Source organism: 'Nostoc azollae' 0708 (genome assembly GCF_000196515.1).
Taxonomy (GTDB): domain Bacteria; phylum Cyanobacteriota; class Cyanobacteriia; order Cyanobacteriales; family Nostocaceae; genus Trichormus_B; species Trichormus_B azollae.
Genome location: NC_014248.1, coordinates 3,866,578 through 3,889,905 on the forward strand (window position 1 = coordinate 3,866,578; position 23,328 = coordinate 3,889,905).

The 23,328-nt window shown below is 38.3% G+C and carries 24 protein-coding genes and 5 pseudogenes; 8 read left to right on the forward strand and 21 right to left on the reverse strand.

Annotated features, from left to right (window positions below; translation table 11 throughout):
- Positions 1 to 14: 14 nt before the first annotated feature.
- From AAZO_RS18105 to rsmA, 3 genes are all read right to left on the reverse strand, one after another.
- Positions 15 to 338, reverse strand: a complete 324-nt coding sequence (locus AAZO_RS18105; protein ID WP_013192349.1) for a DUF3082 domain-containing protein — start codon at positions 336 to 338, stop codon at positions 15 to 17.
- Between the two features lie 158 nt (positions 339 to 496).
- Entirely contained in the window at positions 497 to 1,459 is a 963-nt protein-coding gene (gene ispE / locus AAZO_RS18110) for a 4-(cytidine 5'-diphospho)-2-C-methyl-D-erythritol kinase (RefSeq protein WP_013192350.1), read from the reverse strand.
- 46 nt (positions 1,460 to 1,505) lie between these two features.
- On the reverse strand, positions 1,506 to 2,339 hold the full coding sequence (gene rsmA / locus AAZO_RS18115; protein ID WP_013192351.1) for a 16S rRNA (adenine(1518)-N(6)/adenine(1519)-N(6))-dimethyltransferase RsmA: 834 nt from the start codon (positions 2,337 to 2,339) through the stop codon (positions 1,506 to 1,508).
- A gap of 136 nt (positions 2,340 to 2,475) precedes the next feature.
- On the opposite strand from rsmA, the gene AAZO_RS18120 reads away from it, so the two are divergent.
- The 3 genes from AAZO_RS18120 to AAZO_RS18130 all read left to right on the forward strand — a co-directional run bounded on the left by AAZO_RS18120 (position 2,476) and on the right by AAZO_RS18130 (position 5,058).
- Positions 2,476 to 3,048 (forward strand): GerMN domain-containing protein, encoded by a 573-nt coding sequence (locus AAZO_RS18120; RefSeq protein ID WP_013192352.1) that lies wholly within the window; start codon positions 2,476 to 2,478, stop codon positions 3,046 to 3,048.
- Positions 3,049 to 3,199: 151 nt separating this feature from the next.
- Positions 3,200 to 3,322 (forward strand): hypothetical protein, encoded by a 123-nt coding sequence (locus AAZO_RS41605; RefSeq protein WP_013192353.1) that lies wholly within the window; start codon positions 3,200 to 3,202, stop codon positions 3,320 to 3,322.
- Positions 3,323 to 3,342: 20 nt separating this feature from the next.
- A complete protein-coding gene (locus AAZO_RS18130) occupies positions 3,343 to 5,058 on the forward strand; it encodes an MBL fold metallo-hydrolase (protein WP_013192354.1) in 1,716 nt (571 codons plus the stop codon).
- Between the two features lie 177 nt (positions 5,059 to 5,235).
- Here AAZO_RS18130 and AAZO_RS18135 read toward each other — a convergent pair whose 3' ends face one another.
- The 9 genes from AAZO_RS18135 to AAZO_RS31255 all read right to left on the reverse strand — a co-directional run bounded on the left by AAZO_RS18135 (position 5,236) and on the right by AAZO_RS31255 (position 9,951).
- Complete coding sequence (locus tag AAZO_RS18135) at positions 5,236 to 5,547, reverse strand: DUF6679 family protein (protein WP_013192355.1); 312 nt, start codon at positions 5,545 to 5,547, stop codon at positions 5,236 to 5,238.
- A 223-nt stretch (positions 5,548 to 5,770) separates the two neighbouring features.
- Positions 5,771 to 5,923 (reverse strand): hypothetical protein, encoded by a 153-nt coding sequence (locus tag AAZO_RS35610; protein WP_187289677.1) that lies wholly within the window; start codon positions 5,921 to 5,923, stop codon positions 5,771 to 5,773.
- Positions 5,924 to 6,385: 462 nt separating this feature from the next.
- Positions 6,386 to 6,601, reverse strand: a complete 216-nt coding sequence (locus AAZO_RS18145) for a hypothetical protein (protein ID WP_041643405.1) — start codon at positions 6,599 to 6,601, stop codon at positions 6,386 to 6,388.
- Positions 6,602 to 6,902: 301 nt separating this feature from the next.
- On the reverse strand, positions 6,903 to 7,694 hold the full coding sequence (locus AAZO_RS18150; RefSeq protein ID WP_013192359.1) for a Nif3-like dinuclear metal center hexameric protein: 792 nt from the start codon (positions 7,692 to 7,694) through the stop codon (positions 6,903 to 6,905).
- Between the two features lie 133 nt (positions 7,695 to 7,827).
- The gene (locus AAZO_RS35615) at positions 7,828 to 7,998 is read right to left on the reverse strand and encodes a hypothetical protein (protein WP_187289518.1); all 171 of its coding nucleotides are present in this window, start codon (positions 7,996 to 7,998) and stop codon (positions 7,828 to 7,830) included.
- Positions 7,999 to 8,112: 114 nt separating this feature from the next.
- Entirely contained in the window at positions 8,113 to 8,490 is a 378-nt protein-coding gene (locus tag AAZO_RS31245) for a protein kinase domain-containing protein (RefSeq protein WP_081462824.1), read from the reverse strand.
- 195 nt (positions 8,491 to 8,685) lie between these two features.
- Positions 8,686 to 8,913, reverse strand: a complete 228-nt coding sequence (locus AAZO_RS41610; RefSeq protein WP_266885998.1) for a transposase family protein — start codon at positions 8,911 to 8,913, stop codon at positions 8,686 to 8,688.
- A 306-nt stretch (positions 8,914 to 9,219) separates the two neighbouring features.
- On the reverse strand, positions 9,220 to 9,657 hold the full coding sequence (locus tag AAZO_RS27215) for a protein kinase family protein (RefSeq protein ID WP_049790804.1): 438 nt from the start codon (positions 9,655 to 9,657) through the stop codon (positions 9,220 to 9,222).
- Between the two features lie 84 nt (positions 9,658 to 9,741).
- A complete protein-coding gene (locus AAZO_RS31255) occupies positions 9,742 to 9,951 on the reverse strand; it encodes an FHA domain-containing protein (RefSeq protein WP_081462825.1) in 210 nt (69 codons plus the stop codon).
- 889 nt (positions 9,952 to 10,840) lie between these two features.
- Here AAZO_RS31255 and AAZO_RS18170 point away from each other — a divergent pair.
- The 3 genes from AAZO_RS18170 (at position 10,841) to AAZO_RS18175 (ending at position 13,790) form a co-directional block, all read left to right on the forward strand.
- Positions 10,841 to 11,335, forward strand: coding sequence for an alternative oxidase (locus AAZO_RS18170; RefSeq protein ID WP_013192364.1), 495 nt, complete (start codon positions 10,841 to 10,843; stop codon positions 11,333 to 11,335).
- Between the two features lie 531 nt (positions 11,336 to 11,866).
- Complete coding sequence (locus AAZO_RS41615; protein WP_266886007.1) at positions 11,867 to 11,998, forward strand: hypothetical protein; 132 nt, start codon at positions 11,867 to 11,869, stop codon at positions 11,996 to 11,998.
- Between the two features lie 34 nt (positions 11,999 to 12,032).
- Positions 12,033 to 13,790 (forward strand): HAMP domain-containing sensor histidine kinase, encoded by a 1,758-nt coding sequence (locus AAZO_RS18175; RefSeq protein WP_013192366.1) that lies wholly within the window; start codon positions 12,033 to 12,035, stop codon positions 13,788 to 13,790.
- 404 nt (positions 13,791 to 14,194) lie between these two features.
- Here AAZO_RS18175 and AAZO_RS18180 read toward each other — a convergent pair.
- Positions 14,195 to 15,305: pseudogene (locus AAZO_RS18180) on the reverse strand (ISAs1 family transposase).
- 137 nt (positions 15,306 to 15,442) lie between these two features.
- Here AAZO_RS18180 and AAZO_RS31260 point away from each other — a divergent pair.
- A pseudogene (locus AAZO_RS31260) lies at positions 15,443 to 15,970 on the forward strand (IS701 family transposase); the annotation flags it as partial.
- Between the two features lie 315 nt (positions 15,971 to 16,285).
- On the opposite strand, the gene AAZO_RS39140 reads toward AAZO_RS31260, so the two are convergent.
- The 4 genes and pseudogenes from AAZO_RS39140 to AAZO_RS27230 all read right to left on the reverse strand — a co-directional run.
- Positions 16,286 to 16,807: an ATP-binding protein gene (locus AAZO_RS39140; protein WP_338027213.1), complete on the reverse strand. Its 522-nt coding sequence runs from the start codon at positions 16,805 to 16,807 to the stop codon at positions 16,286 to 16,288.
- The gene (locus tag AAZO_RS39145) at positions 16,767 to 17,375 is read right to left on the reverse strand and encodes a sensor histidine kinase (RefSeq protein WP_338027214.1); all 609 of its coding nucleotides are present in this window, start codon (positions 17,373 to 17,375) and stop codon (positions 16,767 to 16,769) included. The genes AAZO_RS39140 and AAZO_RS39145 overlap by 41 nt, the downstream gene beginning before the upstream one ends.
- Positions 17,373 to 17,528, reverse strand: a pseudogene (locus AAZO_RS42755) (GAF domain-containing protein); the annotation flags it as partial. The gene AAZO_RS39145 and the pseudogene AAZO_RS42755, both read right to left, overlap by 3 nt.
- Before the next feature lie 126 nt (positions 17,529 to 17,654).
- Positions 17,655 to 18,584 (reverse strand): annotated as a pseudogene (locus AAZO_RS27230) (GAF domain-containing protein); the annotation flags it as partial.
- A gap of 392 nt (positions 18,585 to 18,976) precedes the next feature.
- On the opposite strand from AAZO_RS27230, the gene AAZO_RS35620 reads away from it, so the two are divergent.
- Positions 18,977 to 19,144, forward strand: a complete 168-nt coding sequence (locus tag AAZO_RS35620) for a WD40 repeat domain-containing protein (protein WP_187289520.1) — start codon at positions 18,977 to 18,979, stop codon at positions 19,142 to 19,144.
- A 1,074-nt stretch (positions 19,145 to 20,218) separates the two neighbouring features.
- Here the strand turns inward: AAZO_RS35620 and AAZO_RS18190 are convergent.
- The 4 genes and pseudogenes from AAZO_RS18190 to AAZO_RS31270 all read right to left on the reverse strand — a co-directional run bounded on the left by AAZO_RS18190 (position 20,219) and on the right by AAZO_RS31270 (position 23,293).
- Positions 20,219 to 21,013: a pentapeptide repeat-containing protein gene (locus tag AAZO_RS18190; RefSeq protein ID WP_013192368.1), complete on the reverse strand. Its 795-nt coding sequence runs from the start codon at positions 21,011 to 21,013 to the stop codon at positions 20,219 to 20,221.
- Positions 21,014 to 21,023: 10 nt separating this feature from the next.
- Positions 21,024 to 21,662, reverse strand: coding sequence for a beta-carboxysome protein CcmP (locus AAZO_RS18195; protein WP_013192369.1), 639 nt, complete (start codon positions 21,660 to 21,662; stop codon positions 21,024 to 21,026).
- 156 nt (positions 21,663 to 21,818) lie between these two features.
- Positions 21,819 to 22,479, reverse strand: a pseudogene (locus AAZO_RS18200) (RluA family pseudouridine synthase); the annotation flags it as partial.
- Between the two features lie 74 nt (positions 22,480 to 22,553).
- Positions 22,554 to 23,293 (reverse strand): IS5 family transposase gene (locus AAZO_RS31270; RefSeq protein WP_085940217.1). Its coding sequence is split into 2 segments (ribosomal slippage): positions 22,554 to 22,942 and positions 22,942 to 23,293, totalling 741 coding nucleotides; the frame shifts between segments, so codons are not numbered across the junction.
- Between the last annotated feature and the right edge of the window lie 35 nt (positions 23,294 to 23,328).

A 23,328-nucleotide genomic window follows, 5' to 3' on the forward strand; every position in this document is an offset into this window, starting at 1 on the left:
AAATATCCTCTAAGTTAACTATTTTTAGTTTTTGTTAACTGCTGGAACCATAATTGTATTCCCAAGGCTAACAAACCCAGAGCTACTAGAGCAAATATTCCTGTTCCTAATCCTACTACACCTACAATTAGGGTCCGAACTGCTGAACTAATTTTCCATACTATTGGGTTTTGGGAATGGATGGGTTTGTTAGCAAAATTGGTGGCGATCGTTATCATGAGAGAATAGATTGCAAATGATAGTCCTCCCGAAATTATCGACCCTGTTATACAGCGTAATGGATTTGCTGCTACTTGCTTATAAGTATCCGTTGATGGTGTGATATGTGGTTCATTCATAATAGGGAGATGGGGGAGATGACGACGATGAGCGAAATGAGGACAATGAGGGAAATGAGGACGATGAGGGAGATGAGATTTGAGATTTTAAATTAGACATAAACAAATACAATCCAAAAACCAAAAACTTCTGCCTATTCCCTGTCACCTGTCACCAGTTACCTATTCCCTGTCCCCTGTAATATTTGAATGCCATTGGCAATTGTCTGAGTTACAAACAATTCTAAATCTTCGTCAGGGATTGCTGTCCGTATTTGCTGTTTGACTATTTCCGCTTGTGCTTTTGATTCAACAATGGCAAATACTGAAGGACCAGAACCAGACATCATTGTGCCTAAAACCCCTTCTTGAGTAGCAAATAATTCTCGCAGTTGCAAGACTTGAGGATAAGCTGGTAAGACCACTTTTTCTAAATCATTATGCAGTTTTTGAGAGATTTTTGCTGCATCTTTATCTAAAATAGCTTTGACCATTTCTCCCGAATGTACAGCATTCGCACGAGCAACTAAATCTTCAGTATTCTTAACATAAGAATTACCAAATTCTTGCCGATAGGTTTTATATGCCCAAGGTGTGGATACTTCTAGACTGAGATATTTGGCTAATACTAAATGGATTTGATTTAAACTTGGTAAAGGAGAAAGTAGTTCACCTCTACCTGTAGCAATTGCTGTTCCTCCAGAAATACAAAATGACACATCTGAGCCAAGAGTTGCGCCTAATTCTTCTAATTCTGATTTAGTTAATCCCAAGTCCCAAAGTAAATCTATCCCCACTAATACTGCGGCTGCATTGGTCGAACCTCCAGCCAAACCCGCAGCTACAGGAATGCGTTTTGTGACTGTAATATCAATACCGCCAAAATTACTAAAAACATCAGGAAATTGTCTTGCCATCAATTCGGCAGCCCGGTATGCTAGATTACTTTGGTCTGCCGGTACTTGGGGATGGTTACAGTAGACGTGAATCTCTTCAGTACTCGCAGCCTGTAAATTAATTTGGTCTGCAATGTCGATGCTCTGGAGTATCATTGCTAACTCATGATATCCATCAGGGCGATTGCCAATGATCTCTAAATATAAGTTGATTTTGGCAGGTGCAATTAAGCTATAAGAACGCATAACAGTGGTAATTGGTAATTGGTAATTGGTAATTGGTAAGAATTTATTACCCAGTCCCCAGTCGCCAGTCCCCAGTCCCCAAATTTACCAGTGTTACCCATTGTGAAACGCTGAGGTCTTCGGCGCGTACTTGGGGATTAATTTCTAATTGTTCCAGTAATTGAGTCAAGCGATCACGATCAACCACCGATTGCAAATTATTTCTTAACATTTTCCGCTTCGATCCAAACCCCAATTTAACCAAATTTTCTAACTTTTTGGGGTCATTCACTGGAATTTCTATCTGTCGGGGTAGCAACCGCACCACTGCTGAATCAACTTTTGGTGGTGGGTAAAATGCACCAGCCGGAACAGAACAAATTAACTCACAATCTGCTAAATACTGCACCCGCAGCGACAAGGCCCCGAAACTTCTTGACCCTGGTTTAGCATATAATCTTTCTGCTACTTCTTTCTGTACCAGGAGCACGATGGAATCATAAGGTTCTGGGTTAGGACTTGCAATTGTACCCAGTAGCTTCTCAATAATTGGACCCGTAATATTGTAGGGAATATTCGCAACAACCTTATTTTGCTTTTGGAACTTAGAAAAAGCTGTCAGTTGGGAAGGGACATTAAGAGTGAGAAAATCCCCTTGCAAAAGCAAAAAATTTTCCCTCTCGCCCAGTTGTTTTACCAGCAATTTACACAAATCAGGGTCAATTTCTACAGCAAGTAGAGAATGAACTAAAGGTAATAAACGCCGAGTTAAAATTCCCGTACCAGGGCCAATTTCCAAAACCCTATCAGTCTCTTGACACTCTGCTGCTTTAACAATTGTGTTAAGCGCCTTTTCACTTTTTAACCAATGTTGAGCAAATTGCTTACGAGGTTGTACCATTTATATTCATTGCTCCATATTTATAAAATTTTACATTTTCCTTGATATTAACTGCATTTTATGTTTTATAGAAAACCAACTGCTTCCTGACAAAACAGGATTGGGGCAATTTTATCTTCATCTCTAAAACATTACTATGCAACCAAAAAAATATATTTTATCTCTAACTTTATTAGTGGTTTGCACCAGCATTAGCAGTTGTAATTCCAGTAATTATACCAGTAGGGAACTTTCAGTACCAACACCAAACAGCACAGCTTCACCAAGACCCCAGACTTCTCAAGTTGAAACTCAACCATTTTTAACCCAACCATCTCCCAGTGACGAAGCACCTACTTCAGCTAACAAAGCCGTCTCTGGTAAAACTACGACTGTCACCCTATACATAAGTGACACCCAATGTCAAGATTATGTTGCGAAGGCATTTTTAGTATCAGCCGATGAACCCATAAATGAAGCCGTTAGTAAAGTCTTACAGGAGCGAGAAACAGCAGATTTTAGCTTGGCTGGGTATCGTGTCAATGTTAATAATGATATTGCTACAATTGATTTGCGAATTGCTCCTGATTCAAAGCGACAAATACCTTCTCTTTCTAGTTGTGAGCAGTTTGCTTTATTTGGTAGTCTCCGCAAAACCTTGACCAGCAATGGCCAATGGAAAATTAAAGAAGTGCGCCTCACGGAGAAAGGTGAAGAAATTTCTCCTTAATTAGGGTGCTGGGGGATAATAACCAATGGCCAATGCCTAATGCCCAATACCCAATGCCCAATGCCCATAGTAAAGATTTTCTAGCGATTCGGTTCAGATACAGAATCACACTATTAATATAAAAAAGTCCTTAGTTAAGGAATGTAAGCCAATGGATGTCAAGCTGATATTAGTAGGATTAACAGTTATCTTTACCTTTACTTGTTTATTTTTTGGTACGAAAAACGGATTTTATGATTCAGACAACTATCATGGTAACGGTTCTGCACATTAAGCACAGTTAGAGAGGAGAGCATGAGGGATGATCTTTCCGTATCCTCTCACTCTGATGGTGGGGAAACGAATGGTGAATTAGAATGTCTGCCCTATAGTGTTCAGCATGAAGATGAAGGTGTATGTCTACTAGTGCGGATGGGGCCACACCGCATTCTATTAGATTGTGGTTTAGCAGATATTTCATCTCTGTATGGGGGAATAACTACTTCGGTACACAGAGGTAATTTACCACCACCAGTAGATTTAGTATTGATTAGTCATGCTCATGCAGATCATGCTAGGGGTTTGCTGTCGCTAAATCAAGCTTTTCCCATGTTACCTATCTATGCTAGTGAGGTGACTAGTAAGTTATTGCCGTTAAATTGGCCAGAACAAGATCCTGAAGACATTCCTGCATTTTGTCATGCTTTGCCGTTGCGATCGCCTGTAGAAATTCAAGAAAATCTAATTGTAGAATTATTTCCCGCCGGACACCTACCAGGGGCTGTGGCCATTCTCCTCACCTACCATACCCAAAACCGCGATTACAAATTACTTTACACAGGGGATTTTTTCCTATCTAATTCTCGGCTGGTAGAAGGCTTACGTTTGGAAGAATTACGGGGATTAAATTTAAATGTGCTGTTAATAGAGGGCAGTTATGGCACATCCCGTCATCCCCATCGCCGCAACCAAGAAAATCAACTAGCAGAAAGAATTAATCGAGCCATCACGACTGGTGCGCCAGAGATGAACGCCGATCATTGTTCTGTCATTTTACCCACACCAGCCTTGGGCTTAGGTCAAGAATTGCTGATGTTATTGCGTTCTCATCATCATTTTACAGGCCGGGATTTAGACATTTGGGTTGATGGTGCCGTTGCTACCGGTTGCGATGCCTATTTAGAACTTTTACCCCATCTTCCCGCATCAGTCCAAAATTTTGCTCGTCATCAACCCCTCTTTTGGGATGAGCGCGTCCGCCCCCGTGTGCGGCGGTTAAAAGCAGAAGACTTAGCTACTTTAGGCAGCACACCCTGTATTGTCCTCACCGACTCTACAGCGGATTTAAGTAAATATTGCCGACCTAACACAGGCCCTTGGCTAATTCTTCTGCCAGAAAAAATTGATATAAAAGTTAATCAAGAATATTTAGCACCCACGACTTTTGAAAGCTATCTTTTAGCTCAACATAGTGATGGGCCAGGTACAACCCAATTAATTCATAATTTACGACCCCAGCACGTTGTTTTTGTTCATGGTTCACCTGCTTATTTAGCTGACCTCACTAGCTTAGAAGAATTACAAAATCGTTACCATATTCATTCTCCAGCGGCGGGAATTTTAGTCGAATTGCCCATTGGCGAAACATTTTTACAACCTTCAGCCCCGGAAACTAACTATGAAGGCGAGTTAACGGAGCTAGAAAAAGTTATTACCATTTCTCTGCCAGATGCAATTACATCTGACCCACGTTGGCAGCAATTTGCCGATACTGGTTTAATAGAAGCCCGTTGGCAGGGTGAAGAACTCATATTACGGGGTTTATCTCAGCGAGAACTCCTCAATCAAAATAGTGTAGACCTAACCCGCAGTCGGTATCCTTATACATGGTCTGATTTGGAATGTTGTGGTACGTGCAGATACCAAAGAGGGCAACGGTGTTGGAATCCCGCTGCCCCGTTGTATAACTTTAAAGTTACTCTAGAAGGTTACTGCCCTGCCTATGAGAACCTGTCAAATCAGGAATCCTGAATCATAATTTATGCCTCAGAATTTAGCATTAATTAGGGTTTGCTGAAAAAATCTTTTCGTAAGGGCTAGGAGTCAGGAGTCAGGAGGGAGAATTAGAAGGAGGTAAGAATAGTCTCGAATTTGGGAAAGTGATTGGCGCTATGGCTTACGCCAAGCTAGGCTATCAGAAAGCCCTAATTACTCTGGATTCAAGTCAGTAAAACGGTTGCGGATACGCTCCGCTTCAGGACAATCTTCAGTTGTGAGAGGTTCTATGTTACCCCGTGGTACGGAAGCTAATTTTTGCGTTACAGCGCCAATGCTTTCTAGGCGAACCATCTCTTCCCAGGAACAAACTTCATCTTCTTCATCTGTTTCATACCGTAGAGTCACTAAATCACCCTCTATATCAATGATGCGGGCGCGCTCTATCCAGCGTTGCTGATCCCGCAAAAAAACACATACCTCCCGCCCGTCGCAACACAGTTGATAAATCTTGCGGTGTAGCATGTACTGCTTCTGCCTTTTTAAACAACGTAGTTTAACCTGTCAAAATCTGGGTCTTAACCCATTAAGATACACCCTCCAGAGGTTAATTTCATGTTTTGTAAACTAGTGTGTCTAATAACCCAATCTTACAACGACTCGATTTTAGTAGTCAGAAATAGAGAAATCTTGGGTCATAAACCAATGGTTACTGCATTAGTTGAACTCAATCTCTTTTGGGTCGATGCTAGAGAATGTCTACTTCATAGAAGTCGAACATTTCTGGAGTTGTCCTAACCAGGTTAAGATGTGGTGGTGATTCCTTATTACCATCATGTAATAAATAGTACTGCAAAACAAGCGAGAATTGCGGTTGTTCGAGTTGCCTACTTGTAGTCATTGGCATTTTTAGGAAGTCTGGGGACTCGGCTATACTTTTAACCCTTAATGTATTTTATCTTAACTCATTCTCGCCCTGACCTTCATAGTTTTACACAACAATACGTGAATAGTTTTAAACTTTTATTTGTACTCTCTCGTAATACAGTAATATTTTACTCAAAAACGACCACGAATATCAAGTAAGGGTGTAGGGGTGTATGAGAAAGAATATTTATATTTTTTCTGAACAACTGAGCAATCATTCCTTGATGCTACAAGAACCTGGATGTATCCTTGGGGTCAATCCAAAGTCCTGTTAGATGATGATTGCTTAAAATTACAATTAAATACTGGTTTTATAATAGCTAAAATTTCTGGGGGAGGCTTTTCGTCCTACCCCATGAAAAGTTTATTTGATGCAAGTGATAAAAACCAAGGTTCGAGTAATAGAGGTTTCATCTTAAGTTTGATGTTACATTTCCTAGTGAAAACTGTTTAGTACAGGCAATTCCATCAGACTTTTGGAGGAAGCTTCTCGTTTAATTGTACCTATGCGGATTGCTTCATATAGAACTGCAAGAGCTTTCAAATCATCTGATTGATAGCATCTAGTAGTCAGGACTTGATGGAGTAAACCCTCTGATTCAACACTAAGATATCCAGTTTGGAAGGCAGATGCGATAAGTGTACGAATCATCATAAACAGGGCATAATAAAAGATCTATCATTCTCAGAATGAGGCATTTTCTCCCTAAATACATTGATGTAGAACAGTGAATATTAGTGATTGTCATGACGTTAATTTCGTGATCCCAATCACAGATAAAAAAAGACAAATCCTGTATAAGATAATATCAGGCATAATCACGTAGAATTAGTTAGTACCAAGAATACTACGAAACTCAGTAGTGGTAAAAATGAAACTGTATTTAATCATACCAAACAAATCTTACTAAAAGGAATAATTGGTATTTAAGAGCACAAATTTTTAAGTATCTTTAATGAGATAAAAACTGGCGGAAGTCTTCATCTTTTTGACTCAGTTGCACCCAATCTAAATCAAGTGATTGAAATTTTTGCGCCAAGCAATCGCAGGATGGGCGTTCACTGGCGTAATGTCCCACATCAATTAGAATCAATCCTTGATCTCTACTTTCTTGAAACTGATGAAATTTACAGTCGGCGGTGAGATAGGCTTGGGCGTTGGTTTTCACAACTGCGGAAATAAAACCTGCACCAGAACCTCCCAAAACAGCAACTCGTGAAATTTCTTGTTGTAAATCAGCAGTGGGTGAAAAAATCAACTTTGGTGGACGAAGTTGAGTTTGAATAGTGGTTAGTAATTCCTGCAATTTTAAAGATGGTTTGAGCATTCCTACTCGCCCATATCCTAAACCTAATTGGGTGGGAACTATGGGAGATACTGCTTGCAGGTGTAACATTTGGGCCAAAACATCCGCTGTGCCATCATTTACCTGATCAAAATTTGTATGAGCGGTGTAGATACCAATATTGTGAGTAAAAGCTAACCGCGCCATTTCTGCCAGTGCTTCCCCAGTGCGAAGAGATTTGAGGGGATGAAAAATTAGGGGATGATGAGCAAAAATTAGATTAGCATTGAGTGCGATAGCTTCTGCCATTACGGACAAAGTCGGAGTTAAACATACTAAAACTCGTGCCTCTTGCTCCAATACACCTGGCTCAATCTGCCAACCGGAATTATCCCAGCTTTCGCACCAAGCCGGATTAGCCCATTCTTCAAACCAGGTGATTAAATCAGCAATTGTCATTAGATGTTATAGGTATGGTTTTAAGTAACTACACAGTTGTGCGACTATTCAATCATTGTATCCTGACTCCTAATAACTGATAACTGACTTCTGCTGTATGTGAAATTACTGCGCTTAAATACTAGCAAAAAATTCATGACATGCTTTTTAGCAACTCCTGCTTGAATTCCTCCACTGTTTGAAAAGTAATTTGCTGTTTTTCCACCAAAGCTAAATCTATCACTTGGGCTAATTTTTGAGGTATAGCATTATTCCGCTGGCGAATAGGTACAGGGCTATTTTGCATTGCAAGACAGCTAACCAAGGATCACCCGTAAAATTACGTGGAAAATATCCCATTAACATATTATATAAACTATAAACAAGCAGTAGTTACTCACATATCTACACATGGTAGCGTATTGGTAAATACACGTACCTACTGACGGGGAACAAATGCAGGTGTACCCATCTGAGTTCCCGTCAAAGAGTGCTCCCTTAAACCTACTAAATCAAAAGCTTTTGCTAAACCATAATCTGCTATTTTTAGAACTGTTTTTCGATTGATATAGGTAATTAAAATATTGTTGGGGTTTAAATCTTGATGAACAAAAGCTTTGATTTTTTCTTCTTTCCCACTGGCTGATTCAACATCAGAAACTTGCATTTGATGAGGATATATTAAACCATCCAGAATTTGGAGAACTATGTCTACAGCTACATTAGAGACGTTCGAAAATTTACAAACTAGTCTGTGTCTGGCTTTCCATAGTGTTAAGATGAGGAAAGAGCCAAGGAAAGAATCAGGGTTGGCAATAGGTACGGATAGTTCCTATCCATGAAGATGTTCATAACTAATTCATAACTGACCTCATATCCATAACATTTATGAAATGGGCAAAACTAATGAACCAATTCCTAATGTGACTAAACCACAAATAGTTACTAAGAATTACTTGTGAGTAAATTGGGGAATTCAGGGGAAATCTTTGTTGAGGTACCCGGAATATTTTTACAAGTCTAATGACGTGTTCAACAACAATACCCTTGGTGGAAAACTCTTTGTTTCCTGCCTTTTGTTCTGAGTCGCCATGGCATAATCACTATCATGTTTTTCTAGCTGTTCAAGGAGACTAGCAGGGAAAACATCTCGTAATATCTCTAGCCAGTAATGAAATGTGTCCTTTGCTTCCGTTTCCCATATACCGAAATGCAAACCTAAAACCTCAAATGTTGGCATTGTCCTCCAATAGAACAAGGATAGACATACCTGTTCTTTTATCTCTAGTTTCCCTTTCCCCCCTCCTCCTTTCTGATTTATACCTATGTTTTTACTTTCTATGTCACATTGAAGTTTTTTATGCTGCATTTCACCTTGGGCTAAACTGATGGTTAGTTATTCCCTGTATTTGTTTTGTACGATGTGGATGTTCTTGAATATAGTTAATTTAGTGGATTTTTCCTTTTGGTACACCCTCAAAATTCCCTTCTACCATTTTTTTCACACCAAGTTAATTTTCCTGACAGGTCTATTAATAGGTACACGCTATCCTAACTTTTGGACGAAATCCCAAATATTATCACCTTCACAATACTCCATGGCAAAAAAGAAGGTCTCCTCAGCGAACCCATAATTTAACAACTGTCCTATATGAGGATGTGTAAAAATTTTGGTACTTTCTGTTTCCTTCAGACACACTTCTATACCTTCTTCTTTGCCTACAACCGCAGGTATCATTTCCTTGATATCTACATATTTTCTTAACTGACTATGTTCAGCTAAAAATACTTCACCGAATCCACCTTTTTCGAAAGATTTAATTAATTTATAACCTGCAATAGGTGGGAGATTTTTATTGGCTTTTAATGACAAGTCTAGTAAGGGTTGGATAATACTTAAAAAAGTGGGGGTTATTTTTGGTTTTTTATCTTCTTGTTTTATAATATTGGCTGTTCCAATTTGCTCAGGTTCTGCTAATTTCATACCAATGATAAAAACGGTATCACCTAATTTAGGTTAATCTCCATTTTGTAAGAAATACTCTGGATGTTCTAACTTAACTGCTTCTTATGCCGTTTGATTACGTTGCCTTTGCCCAATTTTCTTACCATTAACAATGGTACCATTTAAACTTCCTAAATCCCTTACCCGAATATCTGGGGAATTAATGTCTAGTAAACAATGATAGCGGGAAATCCTCATATCAATTTCCTTAGCTAATTGCAAATTACAATCAGAATTCCTGCCGATTAAACAAGTGCTACGGAATTCAAATATATATTTCTTCCCTGATCATTTTACTTGTGTAATGGTGAGTATAATTTCAGATGGCATGAGAAAATTTAAACATTAAGACTAAGACTAAATAGATATGGAATAAATACTTATTGCTTAGGCAAAAAAAGGGAGTAGAAAAGAAAAAAATTTCAACCTCAAGTGAGTGGCCTTAAGTATTGAATATGATACAGAAATTAAAGTTTGTTGCGCTACCTGCGAATAGAAAACCTGATCATGTCTATTGTTTTTGTATTCTTTATTACTCTCCCTCAATCCTATTGACCGAAAAAACCAGCAAACAGTAGTGGTAAGAGTATCAAAGCAGAAGCAATCAAAGCTAGAGTTGCTGGATCAATTTTAATATGATTTTTTTGTGGATCGCTCATTTGGTACTGTCCCGAAAAATAGGTACTTTAACTCCGGCGAAATCAGGTATAAACTTTTTTGCCATTTAGTTGAGTTGGAAATGTAAAGCAAATCTAACTCATTTCTTCCAAGGGAGTTTAGTCCCCATTTGAGTCCATGCAGAAAAGATGAGATAAACAATGAGTAAACTCACACCTGCAAAAAACGCTAGTAAATCGTTATCCATAGTTCTGCTCAACATTACCATACACTAAATTCAGTATATTACCTGAATAGCTCGTTTATCAGAAGTGTCGAATGTTAGGAAAAGGATCAGAGGTAGATTTTTTTCTGCACCCTTCCCTCTTAAGCCACAAGTATTGTCTTATTACGATTTGATAAAATTTTATACATTTTCCAAATCAATTTGCCGTAATCCTCACAAGCTCCTCACGTTTTGCATCTATAACAGACTTGAAGGTGATAGCAAGAATCAATAAATCTGAGCAATACCTGGAAAATTGATATTTAATGGAGATTGATAATGATTAAGTTACTTCTGGACATCCTCGTTTTTGTTATTAATACGATTTATCGAGGTCGCCCCTATCCTCGCTTTTATGTTTTGGAAACTGTCGAACGAGTCCCTTACTTTTCCTACCTTTCAATTTCCCATCTTTACGGAACTTTAGGATTTTGCAGAAGAGCTGATGGGTTAAAGGTAGATTTTGCTGAATCTTGGAATGAATTACATCATTTATTGATGATGGAATCTTTAGAAGGTTCACAACTTTCGGGAGATCGCATCTTAGCCAGAACAACGGTATTACTTTACTATTGGATTATTGTTGCCCTATATATCGTCTCTCCTGGTTCTGCCTATCATTTCATGGAATTGGTAGAAAGTCATGCCTATAATAGTTATCAAAAATTCTTGACAGAATACGAAACAGAACTGAAGTTAGAACCTACACCAGCAAATTTACCACGAAAGCAAACTTTAGTTACACTCGATTTGCGAACTGGTACTACATGGTAAACAAAACTAGCGAATCAAAACTTTATTAGCACATAACTGTAGTTTAAATCGAGGTAAAGAGAAAGCCAACCTGAATGATATTGCTTTCATCAAAAGCATATACTGCACATAAATACCATATAGCATTAAGGTATCAGTCATTACCAGGTATTAGTCAAAATAACTTAAGCCTTTCACTGAAATAGTGTACTTCATTTATCTACAATCCGCTGTAATTTTCCCGGATAGTGTTCACATTTGGAGAGAATAGGGAATTATAAGTATAGATGTTGAAGTCATATAATATTGACTCCTCTTATCTTGTTGATACCCAGTCACAGTGAGAATATTTCACCTATGACTTATGACCAGTGCAAATTTTCTATCTCCCATTCCCAGGAATCAGTAAGAATACTGGTGCACAGCAAGAACAGAAACTTGATCCAGCAAAGTATGTGATGATTTGGGAATCATCTCCATTCTCAACAGCACCAATTGTTATTTCTAATAAGCTCGATCCTGGATTAATCAATGCTCTCAAAAAAGTACTAATTGATCCTCCCTCCAGAAGGGATTGTCGCAATTTCTGGTGTGGAAACAGCAGTATATACACTTGTAGATGATGTGAGTTATGAACCAATTAGGCAATTACAAACCAAGTTAGATGAAAAAATTAATAAATAATTCCCCCAAATCCAATATAAATTCAATAAATAGTATGAAGATTTGGCAAAAAATCCTTGGTTCTTCGACAGTATTAGCTGGGTTTATCTGTCTGATGGGCATCAGTATTTTTAATCTATATCAAGCCGAAATATTAGCGGAAAAAAACCAGAAAGAAACTGCACAGGTACTCAACATTACTAATAATTTAGAAAAGTTTTTAAAAAATCAAGTTCTAGTTCTTAAGGATTTTGTGATTTTGGATCACAACATTCAAAATATGATAGAATTTCAGAAAATAATGTCTAATTTTCGGATTGAACTTGATAAGTTAGAAACATTGATGGGCAAAGATCCAGAAGTATTACTTGTCCGTCGTCATCACACTTTTTTGACAAAGTTAGCTAATGGTCTAGATAATAATATAGTCACTTTAGTGAAATCCCAAGAAGATATCAAAGCAATTAACGCTTATGTAAAAGATATTAGCTTTCATTTATCTGCCATTTCTCAAGATACTCTAAAAGAGTATAATATAGCCAATGCAAATGTTAGAGAAATCAGAAGAATCAACACAAATTTTATGCTTTTAGCTATTATAGGAATATTTTTAATATTGCTATACCAATTAATTTTTATTCTTCCTGTTATTCGCTCGCTGCATAAACTCCAAGTTGGAGTAGCTGAAATTGGTGCAGGAGATTTGAATTACCATTTAGATATTCAAACTAATGATGAAATTGAACAGTTAGCAAATAATTTTAATCAGATGACTAGCAAGTTGTCTGATTTTTATCAATGTCTAGAATCTAGGGTTACTGAAAGAACTACTGAACTATTTCAACTCAATCAGGACTTAGAAACTGAAATCGCTGATAGACGGAAAACAGAAATTAAGCTCAAAAAGTCCCAAGCACAACTAACACTAAAAGCTCAAGAACTTGAAAAAACCCTACAAGAACTTCAGGAAGCTCAAACTCAATTAATTCAAACAGAGAAGATGTCAAGTTTAGGGCAATTAGTAGCCGGAGTTGCTCATGAAATTAATAATCCAGTTAACTTTATTCACGGTAATATTGAACCTCTAAAGGAGTATTTACAAAATTTTAGCACTGTGATAAATTTATATAGAACTCATTATCCTCAACCTGTTCATCAGATTGAGAATTATATTAAATATATAGATTTGGAATTTATTCTAAAAGATACAAATCAAGTTATTGCTTCTCTAGAAGTAGGAACTAAAAGAATTCGGGAAATTGTTTTATCTCTAAGAAACTTCTCTCGACTTGATGAAGCTGATATGAAAGAAGTCAATCTTCATGAAGGAATTGATAATACCTTATTAATTCTCCAGCATAGAATTAAAGAAAAACCCCAGCACTCGGAAATTGAAATTATTAAAGAATATGGCGACTTACCGTTAATTGAATGTTACCCTGGTCAATTAAATCAGGTATTCATGAACATTCTTAATAATGCAATTGATGCTATGGATTCTTATACAGCAGATAACAATTTAATAGAAACAACTTCTATTAATAAAAAAATTATCATTAAAACGAAAATGATAAATAACAAGTTTATTACAATTCATATTGCAGACAATGGGGCAGGAATACCAGCAGAAATTCGCAATCGCATATTTGATCCCTTCTTTACAACAAAACCCGTTGGTAAAGGAACGGGATTAGGTTTATCAATCAGTTATCAAATTGTGACTGCAACGCATCGAGGTAGTTTACAATATATAACTGTACCCGGAAAAGGAACAGAATTTATTATTAAACTTCCGATTAAGCAGAAAAATTAAATTAGCATGATGCTAAATTAAGCTTTCAGATTTCCTCAACCCTAATTCTGGAATTGCCTCCACAGCTCCCAGCTATTACTATAAAGGAAGATGTCCGCCAACAGGAGAACTGTTGAGACTACCCCGAAGCCAGGGGAAACGCACCTTATTTCCTAATAAAAACTAATGAGGATTTTAAAATCATCTATATATATAAGTGCAAAGCTTAATGGATATATAAACGAAATCAATCAGTTTTTTATTAAGCGATGAATTAGCCTATCTCCAATTGAATAACTCTTAGCTAAGGATAAATGAGCTAACTATTCATCCATAAATAAGTAAACTTATCTGTAAAAATAAGTAGAAGAAAATATTAAGTAAATTGTTGACAAGTTAGTTGAGGCTAAAGCTAAAACTCTTTCTCAAGAGTTATTATCCATTGCTGCCAAAAACTGTTTATTTTTTATCCCCCGCTTCACGGGGTTCTCTTTACCCAAAAGATCGACTGCTATCTGCCGCATTACTGCAAAGTTTTGTGGAGCATTATCTTTCCTAATCCGGTAGTCATCTTGTTTTAAAGCTACATCTAATACCCAATGCAATGAATTTTCTATTGCCCAATGGCTGCGGACAGAATTAGCCAATTGTTCTACATTTGACTCAAGACTACTAATAAAATAACGAGTCTCTACTGTTGTTTTATCATCCACTTGTCCGATAGGTTCTACCATCCCAACACTTTTTAGATTTGACCAAACTGAATCAGGGTCAAGCTGAAATCCCATTCCAGGTAACATCACATAGTTGCGGATTCCATGACGACCATGCCCTATTGCTTCGGGTTTATATGTGCTATGTTGAAGCTCTGGAAAACCTGTACTTATCCCTGACTTAAATAGCTGTTCTACTGACTCATACAGATTACCTTGGTTCTTTTTTAAAGTGATTACATAATCTGCATTTTCTTGCGTAATTAACTTTACTATGTCTTTGTGACACCCGATGGCATCAATCCTGACAATACATCCCAGCTAATTCTAAAACCTTTAATAATTCGGGAATTGCTGTAATTTCATGTGACTTCTCATGCACCTTCACCTGTCCCAACACTAATTTATTTGTAGTTGCCCATACACTTACCATTTGGATTGCACTCTAGTCACTATTTTTACCATGAGAACTACATAAAGTTTTCCCGTCAATTGCCACAACTTCACCATCCCTTATCTTATGTACTGATTTGATCCAGTTCAAGAAACAATTTTGAAATTTTTGCGGATTCAATTGTGCAAATACCCTTCCAAATGTGTCCTGGGACCGGAGCCCATTTCCTAGTTCTAAAAAGGTTTTTAACCACTTATATTTTGTGCAGCCATACAGTTCAATTGCCACCCAACTATCTGCTTCACAAATTACTGCACAAATTCCAATGGTAAGAATGTCAATTAACTTGTGTCGTTTCCTCCCCTCTACTCTTGGATCTTCCATCTGTGCAACGTGGTCAGTAATCGTGATTTTGGACTTGAGCTTCACACTTTTTGGGACTTTCTTCTTCTACTTTTACAATGACTTTACCATCAGAGCCTCATTGGTCAACCTCCATATCATCAGCCCTCCCTACCTTTCTCGTTTCTTAATATATGTACCATATTTACATGCGTTCGCCCTGACCCCAAGAGGCTTTTACACAAATTCAACTGGAGTTAGATAAACCCAAAACATTATGGGTAGTAACTAAAGAAGTAGAAATATCACCCTTAACTGGAAAGGGCAATATTGCTATCATCATCAATGGTTCTACTTTCTCTCAAGCCACTGATATTGACTACTTTATGCCCAATATTTCTTCATCAATTGTCACACCCCAATGGATAGTTGATACATATTCTCCAAGAAACTGGGTAGAAGTTGTTTACAGCGAAGCCAAGGGATGGTTAGGACTCAAAGAATATCAAGTTGGAGATAAAAGCAGTTGACTGCGCCATTTTATTTTGGTTTTCTGTGCCTACACTTTTATTCTTTGCCATCAGTGGACTGGAGGATTAAGACCAAGGTGGGCTAAGAAACCTTTGAATACTTTTACTGCAGCTTTAGAAGCGTTGAGAACAGTCATATCTTTTCTATTTATTGATTAGTTCAACTTGAATCCGGACGTGTTTCCTTCTTATCAAGCCAGTTTGGGCTACATTTGGGCTTGATTTTTGTTTACGTCCCCTTAATCCATTCTATTGGCATGATAGCTGAAGCGGCAGGTTCAAGAATAAAGTCAGATGCTTGAGGAAAAGAATTAGCTACCTTACTAACTGGATTTGATTCGTATATATATTCAACTTGTAAATACTGGGATAAGATTCTGAGAATTCCTTCCCAGAGGAATGGTTTGCTGAGAAAGTCATCACAGCCAGCTTCTAAAGTTTTTTGATGCTTTTATATGAAAGCACTTGCGGTCAAAGCAATGATTTTTGTATAAGTTTATTTTGCCCAATGCTTAATTCTTGTTCCTGATGGCGAATTTATCGAGTAGCTTCATAGCCTTCGAGAACAGGCATCTGCATATCCATAAAGATTAAGTGTGGTGGCCATTGTTGCCACAGTGCGATCGCTTCTTCTCCATTTTCAGCTTCCTGCACTTCAAAACCTAATTGCATCAAGATTTGGCTAAGTAGTAGGCGATTGGCTGAATTATCTTCCACAATCAGAATTAGATACTTCCGTCCAGGAGCAATACTAACTGCACCATCAATGGGAATTATGGAATTAGAACTGATAACTTCCTCAGCTAATGCAAGCTGAATATAAAAAGTAAAACAACTGCCTTGACCTAGTGTGGTTTGAACCGTAGTTTCACCACCCATTAATTGCACAAACTTCTGACTGATCCGTAAGCCTAAACCTGTTCCTTCCTTTAATTTTTCTCCGGTTCGTGTTTGCTGAAATGCCAGAAATAAATCACCAAATTCTTCTGGAGCAATGCCATATCCAGTATCTTCAACCTCAAAGCAGAGGCCATGGGAGGGTGTAGGAGGAGAGATGATTGTTTCTTCTGTGAGTCTCTGTTCCGCCTGTCACTGCTCTTACTTGCATCTTTACACTGCCTTTGTCGGTAAATTTGATGGCATTTCCCAGCAAGTTAATGAGTACCTGACACAGTTTGTTTTCATCGGTTTTGATGGAATAAGGTACAGTCAGATCACAGTCAAAACTTAGTTTTAAGCCTTTTAATTGTGCTTTAAGTTGGAACATGGCTTCTAGACTATGGACCAATTTGTGTAAATCAAACTCTATTTCCGAGAGTGTAACCCTTCCAGCTTCGATTTTTGACATCTCCAGAACATCGTTAATCAGTGCTAGTAGGTATTCGCCACTTTGGTTAATGATTTCAATATAACGTTGATGATTAATGCTGAGGGATTTATCCTGCTGCATCAACTGAGTAAAGCCGAGAATAGCGTTGAGTGGGGTACGCAACTCATAGCTCATGTTGGCGAAAAATTTGCTTTTAGCTCCGTTAGCACCATCGGCAGTTTCTTTAGCCTGTTTGAATTCCTCAGCTTGTTGTTGAGTTTGGCCAAATAGTTCTGCTTGTTGTACTGCGACTCCCAACTGATTGCCAGTTTGGGAGACAATACCGATTTCTGCTTCTTGCCACTCTTGAGGAGCGTCATTGTGATAAACTGCTAACAAGCCCCAGAGTTTTTTACCACAGAAGATGGGGGTAATGATATAAGCTCCTGCTTGTAATTGTTGGAGAATATTACACCTCTTGCAGAATTAATTTTATGGTATAATGGGGCCATGTGTTTGTTTTAGCCAAAAGTTAGAGTTACACGGTTATGTTTGAATTAGGGAGCGCAAAGAACACCAAAAGTACATAAAATAAATCTAAAAGTCTCTATCATACCACAGAAACAATTTTGCAATAGGTCTATTAAGATAGCATGGTTCAAAATTGTTTGTGTAAATATCGTTGACGCAACAATAGCGGTTTTTCTGGCGATAAATGCCGCCTTGGGTGTCTTGTAAATAGATATCACTGCTTAGTAGTTCTAAACTGCTGATTTGAGTGGTTATACAATTAGGTTTATCAACAGCTATCTGCGTAAGTCTGGGATCATTTGCCCGTCTGGGTAACAAAATATTCCAATTTTCACTGATAAACTCGGAAACTAATTCCCCACTCCAATCTGGTTTGAAGCGGTATATTAAGACGCTATCACATTTAACTGCCTGCCTTAATTCTGTGGTGGTGATATTAAAAATAGAGTCTAGATTTAGGGTTTGACGCATTCGCAGAATCACGCCGTTAATTGCTTTTTCCCGTTCTGCCATCACCCTCATTGTTGCTTCCACTGTGATCCGTTCCCTAATTTCACTTTCTAGGGCGTTATTAGCTGTCACAAGTCCTGCGGTTCGTTCTTCAACTCGGAATTCTAGATCCTGGTAAGCATGGCGTTTTTCCTCCTCTACCCATTTCCGTTGTAGTTCAGTAGAAGCTCCTGCTGCAAAGACACTCAAGAGTGCTTTGGTGCGTTCATCGGTATGAAAGGATTTGACATCAATAATGCAGAGATTGCCAATCACCTGTTGATTAAGATCCAGTAAGGGGACACCTACATAACTCTGGGCATTGATGTGTTGTAGTAATGCGACAGTTGGAAACAGTTCCTGTAAATTATCTGGATAAGAACACAGCAATTTCTCTTCAACCACGACTTTGCAAGGAGTACCTGCCAAATTATATTCAATTTTGTCTGCTAAATTAGTAACAAACCAGAGAGCAAGGGTTCGGAAAAATATTGATGTTCGGGAATAATGCCAAAATTGTTTGCATACTTTAACAGTACCATCCTAAACATAGCAACTATAGGCAACAGGATAGTCTACAGAGTCCATGTTATGTGAATATTCTCAGTAGTGATAAAGTATAGTTTTACTGAATTAAATCAATTTTTCCATCATCAACACAAAAACACCATCCATCATGGAAAATGATGGTAATGCTTATACTTTAGAACAGTTGAGGGATCGAACTGGGACTGGTAGCCTATAACCAATATCAGCAAACGGCAATTAGTGAGGTGAGAGTGCTCGTCCTCTCCTCAGAAGCATTATATGCCTCTAACAAAGCCTTTGATACCCTCCTCCAAATAATTAAAGGCAAACAACTTCTCTAATATCTCAAAAGCACAGATGCAAATCTCCAGATGCAAGTAGATTATGCCCTGCAAAGAGTAATTTTGACTATTCAAGAACATAACCGTTTAACAGGATACAAAGCCGCAGTTTTAGGGGTTCACATCAGTCCCAACGGCGAGCAAATCGCCACAGCCAGCGTAGATAAAACCGTCATTCCTGCTACTATCGCTAAATAGTCAATTTCGTCCAATTTAAGGTCTTTGGTACTAAACATGGCAATAGAAACTGCACAAAAGTATCTGTTTAGATTTTCTCATTTGTCTGTTTATTCAAAATGTTTTTTCATTTTTTTTATAGTAATTGAGGATAAAGCTTTCAATGATTTTGAACCAGGTTTTCAATCAAAATAACCTAAGAACCGAAATTTCGTACTTAGTCGTGTTTATTAACTGTATATCTAACTTAATAGTAGTAATTCCTATTTAGCTCCAATAAATTCTAGTCAATTGAGCAGTTCTACTAGTCTTATCTACTAAGTACATCCATTTTGTTGGGCTGTGACAGTTGTGGTTATGGAATCTGGGATTAATAGACTTCATGCTTTGGAACCTTAGCATCTCAAAGAATCATTGCGAACTTACGAACCATCCTATTTAGAGGGGTTTGAGGCACAGTGATCACAAGTTTCTTTAGAAGAAGGATTTTTGAAGGCGAAAAAGACGATTGATAATAATATTTATTTAGCGGTAAGGTGAGATAACGGTGGTGATGAATAGAGGGTTGGTGATATTTCTACTAATTATCAACAAATTACTTTTAAACATATTTTGTTACCTGTTTGGCTGAGTTCCTATCGTTACGAAAATCGCCGGTTTCAGCTGATGATTAATGCTCGGACTAGAGAAGTACAAGGAGAAAGACCCTACAGTAAACTGAAGTTTTTCTTTGCTGTTTTAGGCGGCGTGTTAATAACTGCAAGTATTATTTTACTCTTCCTTTGGTTAAATAAGGGATGAGCGATCACTTTGACACCAATTAGTGTAACTACCTATATCTCATATCCAGTAAATCCTGATTGAGAGGTTTTTGGATATAAAAACCCCTTGGATTATTTTCAACCCTACATTACCATAACCAGTCAAGAAGTCAAGACCAGAGTAAATTCGTGACTATGCTGCAACTAATTCTTAATATTATTGAGAATCAAGCTGGGATTTTTGATAAAATTCAGTAAATTTACATTTTTCGTCAAAGTCTCATTGAAATAACTTATCTTTAGCAGTAATAACTTTGCTGTTTCTAAACACACCCTACATAACTGGCATAATTGCACCTGTTAAATTTGTACCTCTAAGATTTGCACCTGTTAAATTTGCACCTCTAAGATTCGCACCTCTAAGATTCGCACCTCTAAGATTCGCACCTGTTAAATTTGCACAAGTTAAATCAGCATTCGTCAAATTAGCTTCACTCAAATTAGCTCTGAATAAGTATGAACTTCCTAAATGTGAGTTCGTTAAATTAGCTTTATACAAATTAGCTTGGTAAAGGTAAGTTTGCATTAATTCGGCTTCATACAAATTAGCTCCACTCAAGTCAGTGGTAATTAAATTAGCTCCTACGAGGTTAGCAAAAGAAAGGTTACTACGGATGAGTTTCGCTGCTGCTAAATCGGCATCTTTTAAGTTGGCGTTTCTGAAATCAGTACCAATTAAGTTAGCACCTGTAATTGCTGCACCTATAAGATTTGCTTCACTCAAATCAGCACCGATTAAATTTACCTGACTCAAATTAGCCTGTGTCAGTGTTGCATTACGCAAGTTAGCAATACTCAAATTAGCCTCACTCAAATTAGCTTCTATCAACTTGGCTTGATGGAGATTAGCAATACTCAAATTTGCACCACTCAAATTGGTTCGCACCAATAAAGCGTGACTGAAATCTACCTTGGTTAAATTGACTCCTTGTAGGTTTGCACCCCGGAAGTTTTCCCCTTGCAGGTTAGCGGTGCTGAGGTCAATTTCTAGTTGGGGATTTTGCTTTCTCCATTCTATCCAGGTAACTGCACCTGATTGGAGTAGGGCTAAATGCTCTGGATTTGCCATTTTTGCTCCTTTATTCCTGACGCTGACTTTGAGGTGTGCGGCCTAGTACATTTGCGAGCGCGGCTAACCCTCCTGCTACACCGGCTAAAATATCCCGCTCATTTCCCCCTAAATACAGTCGGCCAAAGCTTCCTATGGCTTGCACCTCTAAAATGTTAATCTGGGCTGCTTTTTCGGCTTCGTTCGCTGCTAGGGCGGCGTAAGCGGCTGGTTCAACTTCTAACACGTACAGGGTTTGTCCTGCCAGTAGTAGCTGGCCTCTGCGTGTACGGTTGATGAGTTGGGTTTGGTAAGCGTCAATGTTGCGAATAATCTGGCTAGAAACTACACGGGGTTTGAGACAGTCTTCTTTTTTCACTCCCAGCATGGCTAAAATGGCTTGGCCTGCGGCTCGTGTTTCCCCTTGGGAGCCAGAATGCACTTCTAATAGTCCATACAGCCTTTCTACTACCTGTACTCCTGGACGAACGGAGGCAGATTTGACGGCTACGTCTGTAATTTTATTGATTTCAATACCGGGTGAAATTTCAATCCACAGGGATGTATCCCCTGGTAATGGTAAAAAACCTTGGGCTACTGTTCCCATATATGCGGCATGTTGCGGTTGCAGATTGTCTAGAAATACGAAACTGCGTAGTTCTATACCCAAAGTTTTACTCTCCAGTCACAAGTATGCAATATTTGAGTTTACCGATAAAGGTTACATCTGTACAAATAATATATTTCTGAATCAGGATTTCCAGGATGAACAGGATGAAGATGAGGATTTTATCATCACCTTAGACCCCTAAACCCTTGCTTCTTGTTAAAATGGTGTGACTGTCTGTAGATGTATATTTTCCCCTGACTGGGGATGTTGAAAACTGATTTCTCTGGCCTGTAGATGTAATCGACTGGCATCAGCATTGCAACCATATAAGCGCTCGCCTAAAATCTTTACTCCCAATCCTCGAACATCAGCAGCATGAAGCCGTAACTGGTGGGTGCGTCCTGTGAGGGGAATCAATTCTACATGGGTATACTTTCCTTGTTTCCCCATGACCCGAAACTGTGTCACGCTGGGTTTACCTCGTTCTAAATCAACTTGTTGATAAGGTCGATTTTCTGGATTTCCCCACAGTGGTAAATCGTAAGATACCTTGGTCAGTAGTGAGGGAATCGGCAAGCATGGCTTCATAAATTTTGTGAATTTGTCGTTTCTCGAATTGCTGACTGAGTTGTGAATAGGTGGTGCAATCGCGTGCCAATAATAAAATACCTGAAGTTTCTTGATCTAAACGATGCACTGTGATCAGTTCCAAATCATACACATTGCGTAAACAACTCAGAACGCTATCTTGGGTGTCTGCATAACCTCCAGGAACAGAAAGCAATCCAGCTGGTTTATTCACAGCAATTAACCATTGGTCTTCATAAATGATGTTGTTCTCTTTCTCATTAGCAAAGTTCGATTTTAATCCTGAGAGATGATTTATAAAGTAAATGTTTAGGAGACAAGAGGAAGTAGCATAATTCTAGTCATAAGAGCATATATAGCCCCTTACCTCATTTGTGTTAAGCGCTCATAATCCTTGCTTAGACGATGATATTGGTTAAACCACCCAAATGTTCTTTCTACTACCCAGGGTTGTGGTAAAACTTTAAATTCTTGCTCAGTAGATCCTATGACTTCAACATGAGCTTGAATCATGAACCAAACTGCAAGTGCAAATTTATCACCGTCATAACCGGAATCAACCCATAAAACTTGGACTTTCTCCAATAATTCTGTGGGTTCCTCTAGCAGTTCCATTAGTGCATAGGCAGCAAGTATTCGTTCTGGGGCATTCGCTTCACTAACAACAAGTTTCAACATAAGTCCCAGGCTATCAACTAAAGTATGCCCCTTTCTTCCTTTTACCTTTTTACATCCGTCAAAACCATACACATCCCCTTTTTTTGGTCAGTGTTGACCGACTGACTGTCTGCGGCGAGCGCAATAGGTTGTGTTGATTTACCTAATTTCGAGCGAACTTGACCACCCAATGTATGGTTGAATTTTTCCCAAACCCCCTGGCCCTGCCATTTCCTGTAATAGCTATATACCGTTGACCTTGGCGGGAAGTCACCTGGAAGCATATTCCATTGACATCCAGTTTTCAAATGAAAATAGATGGCATTACATATTTCACCCATATCTGTTGTGGGTGGATGCCCTCCTTCTTTGGCTGGTGGAATCAATGGGGCCAGGATTTCCCAGTCCATATCAGTTAAGTCTGTGGGGTAAGACTTTCGTTCCATCAGTAGCTATGTAAATACACTACATTTTATGTATC

What these genes read in the sequence shown, in the direction of transcription:
- AAZO_RS18105 (WP_013192349.1), bottom strand. Translation starts at nt 338, where the DNA reads ATGAATGAACCACATATCACACCATCAACGGATACTTATAAGCAAGTA.
- ispE (WP_013192350.1), bottom strand. Translation starts at nt 1,459, where the DNA reads ATGCGTTCTTATAGCTTAATTGCACCTGCCAAAATCAACTTATATTTA.
- rsmA (WP_013192351.1), bottom strand. Translation starts at nt 2,339, where the DNA reads ATGGTACAACCTCGTAAGCAATTTGCTCAACATTGGTTAAAAAGTGAA.
- AAZO_RS18120 (WP_013192352.1), top strand. Translation starts at nt 2,476, where the DNA reads ATGCAACCAAAAAAATATATTTTATCTCTAACTTTATTAGTGGTTTGC.
- AAZO_RS41605 (WP_013192353.1), top strand. Translation starts at nt 3,200, where the DNA reads ATGGATGTCAAGCTGATATTAGTAGGATTAACAGTTATCTTTACCTTT.
- AAZO_RS18130 (WP_013192354.1), top strand. Translation starts at nt 3,343, where the DNA reads ATGAGGGATGATCTTTCCGTATCCTCTCACTCTGATGGTGGGGAAACG.
- AAZO_RS18135 (WP_013192355.1), bottom strand. Translation starts at nt 5,547, where the DNA reads ATGCTACACCGCAAGATTTATCAACTGTGTTGCGACGGGCGGGAGGTA.
- AAZO_RS35610 (WP_187289677.1), bottom strand. Translation starts at nt 5,923, where the DNA reads ATGACTACAAGTAGGCAACTCGAACAACCGCAATTCTCGCTTGTTTTG.
- AAZO_RS18145 (WP_041643405.1), bottom strand. Translation starts at nt 6,601, where the DNA reads ATGATTCGTACACTTATCGCATCTGCCTTCCAAACTGGATATCTTAGT.
- AAZO_RS18150 (WP_013192359.1), bottom strand. Translation starts at nt 7,694, where the DNA reads ATGACAATTGCTGATTTAATCACCTGGTTTGAAGAATGGGCTAATCCG.
- AAZO_RS41610 (WP_266885998.1), bottom strand. Translation starts at nt 8,913, where the DNA reads ATGCCAACATTTGAGGTTTTAGGTTTGCATTTCGGTATATGGGAAACG.
- AAZO_RS27215 (WP_049790804.1), bottom strand. Translation starts at nt 9,657, where the DNA reads ATGAAATTAGCAGAACCTGAGCAAATTGGAACAGCCAATATTATAAAA.
- AAZO_RS18170 (WP_013192364.1), top strand. Translation starts at nt 10,841, where the DNA reads ATGATTAAGTTACTTCTGGACATCCTCGTTTTTGTTATTAATACGATT.
- AAZO_RS18175 (WP_013192366.1), top strand. Translation starts at nt 12,033, where the DNA reads ATGAAGATTTGGCAAAAAATCCTTGGTTCTTCGACAGTATTAGCTGGG.
- AAZO_RS35620 (WP_187289520.1), top strand. Translation starts at nt 18,977, where the DNA reads ATGCAAGTAGATTATGCCCTGCAAAGAGTAATTTTGACTATTCAAGAA.
- AAZO_RS18190 (WP_013192368.1), bottom strand. Translation starts at nt 21,013, where the DNA reads ATGGCAAATCCAGAGCATTTAGCCCTACTCCAATCAGGTGCAGTTACC.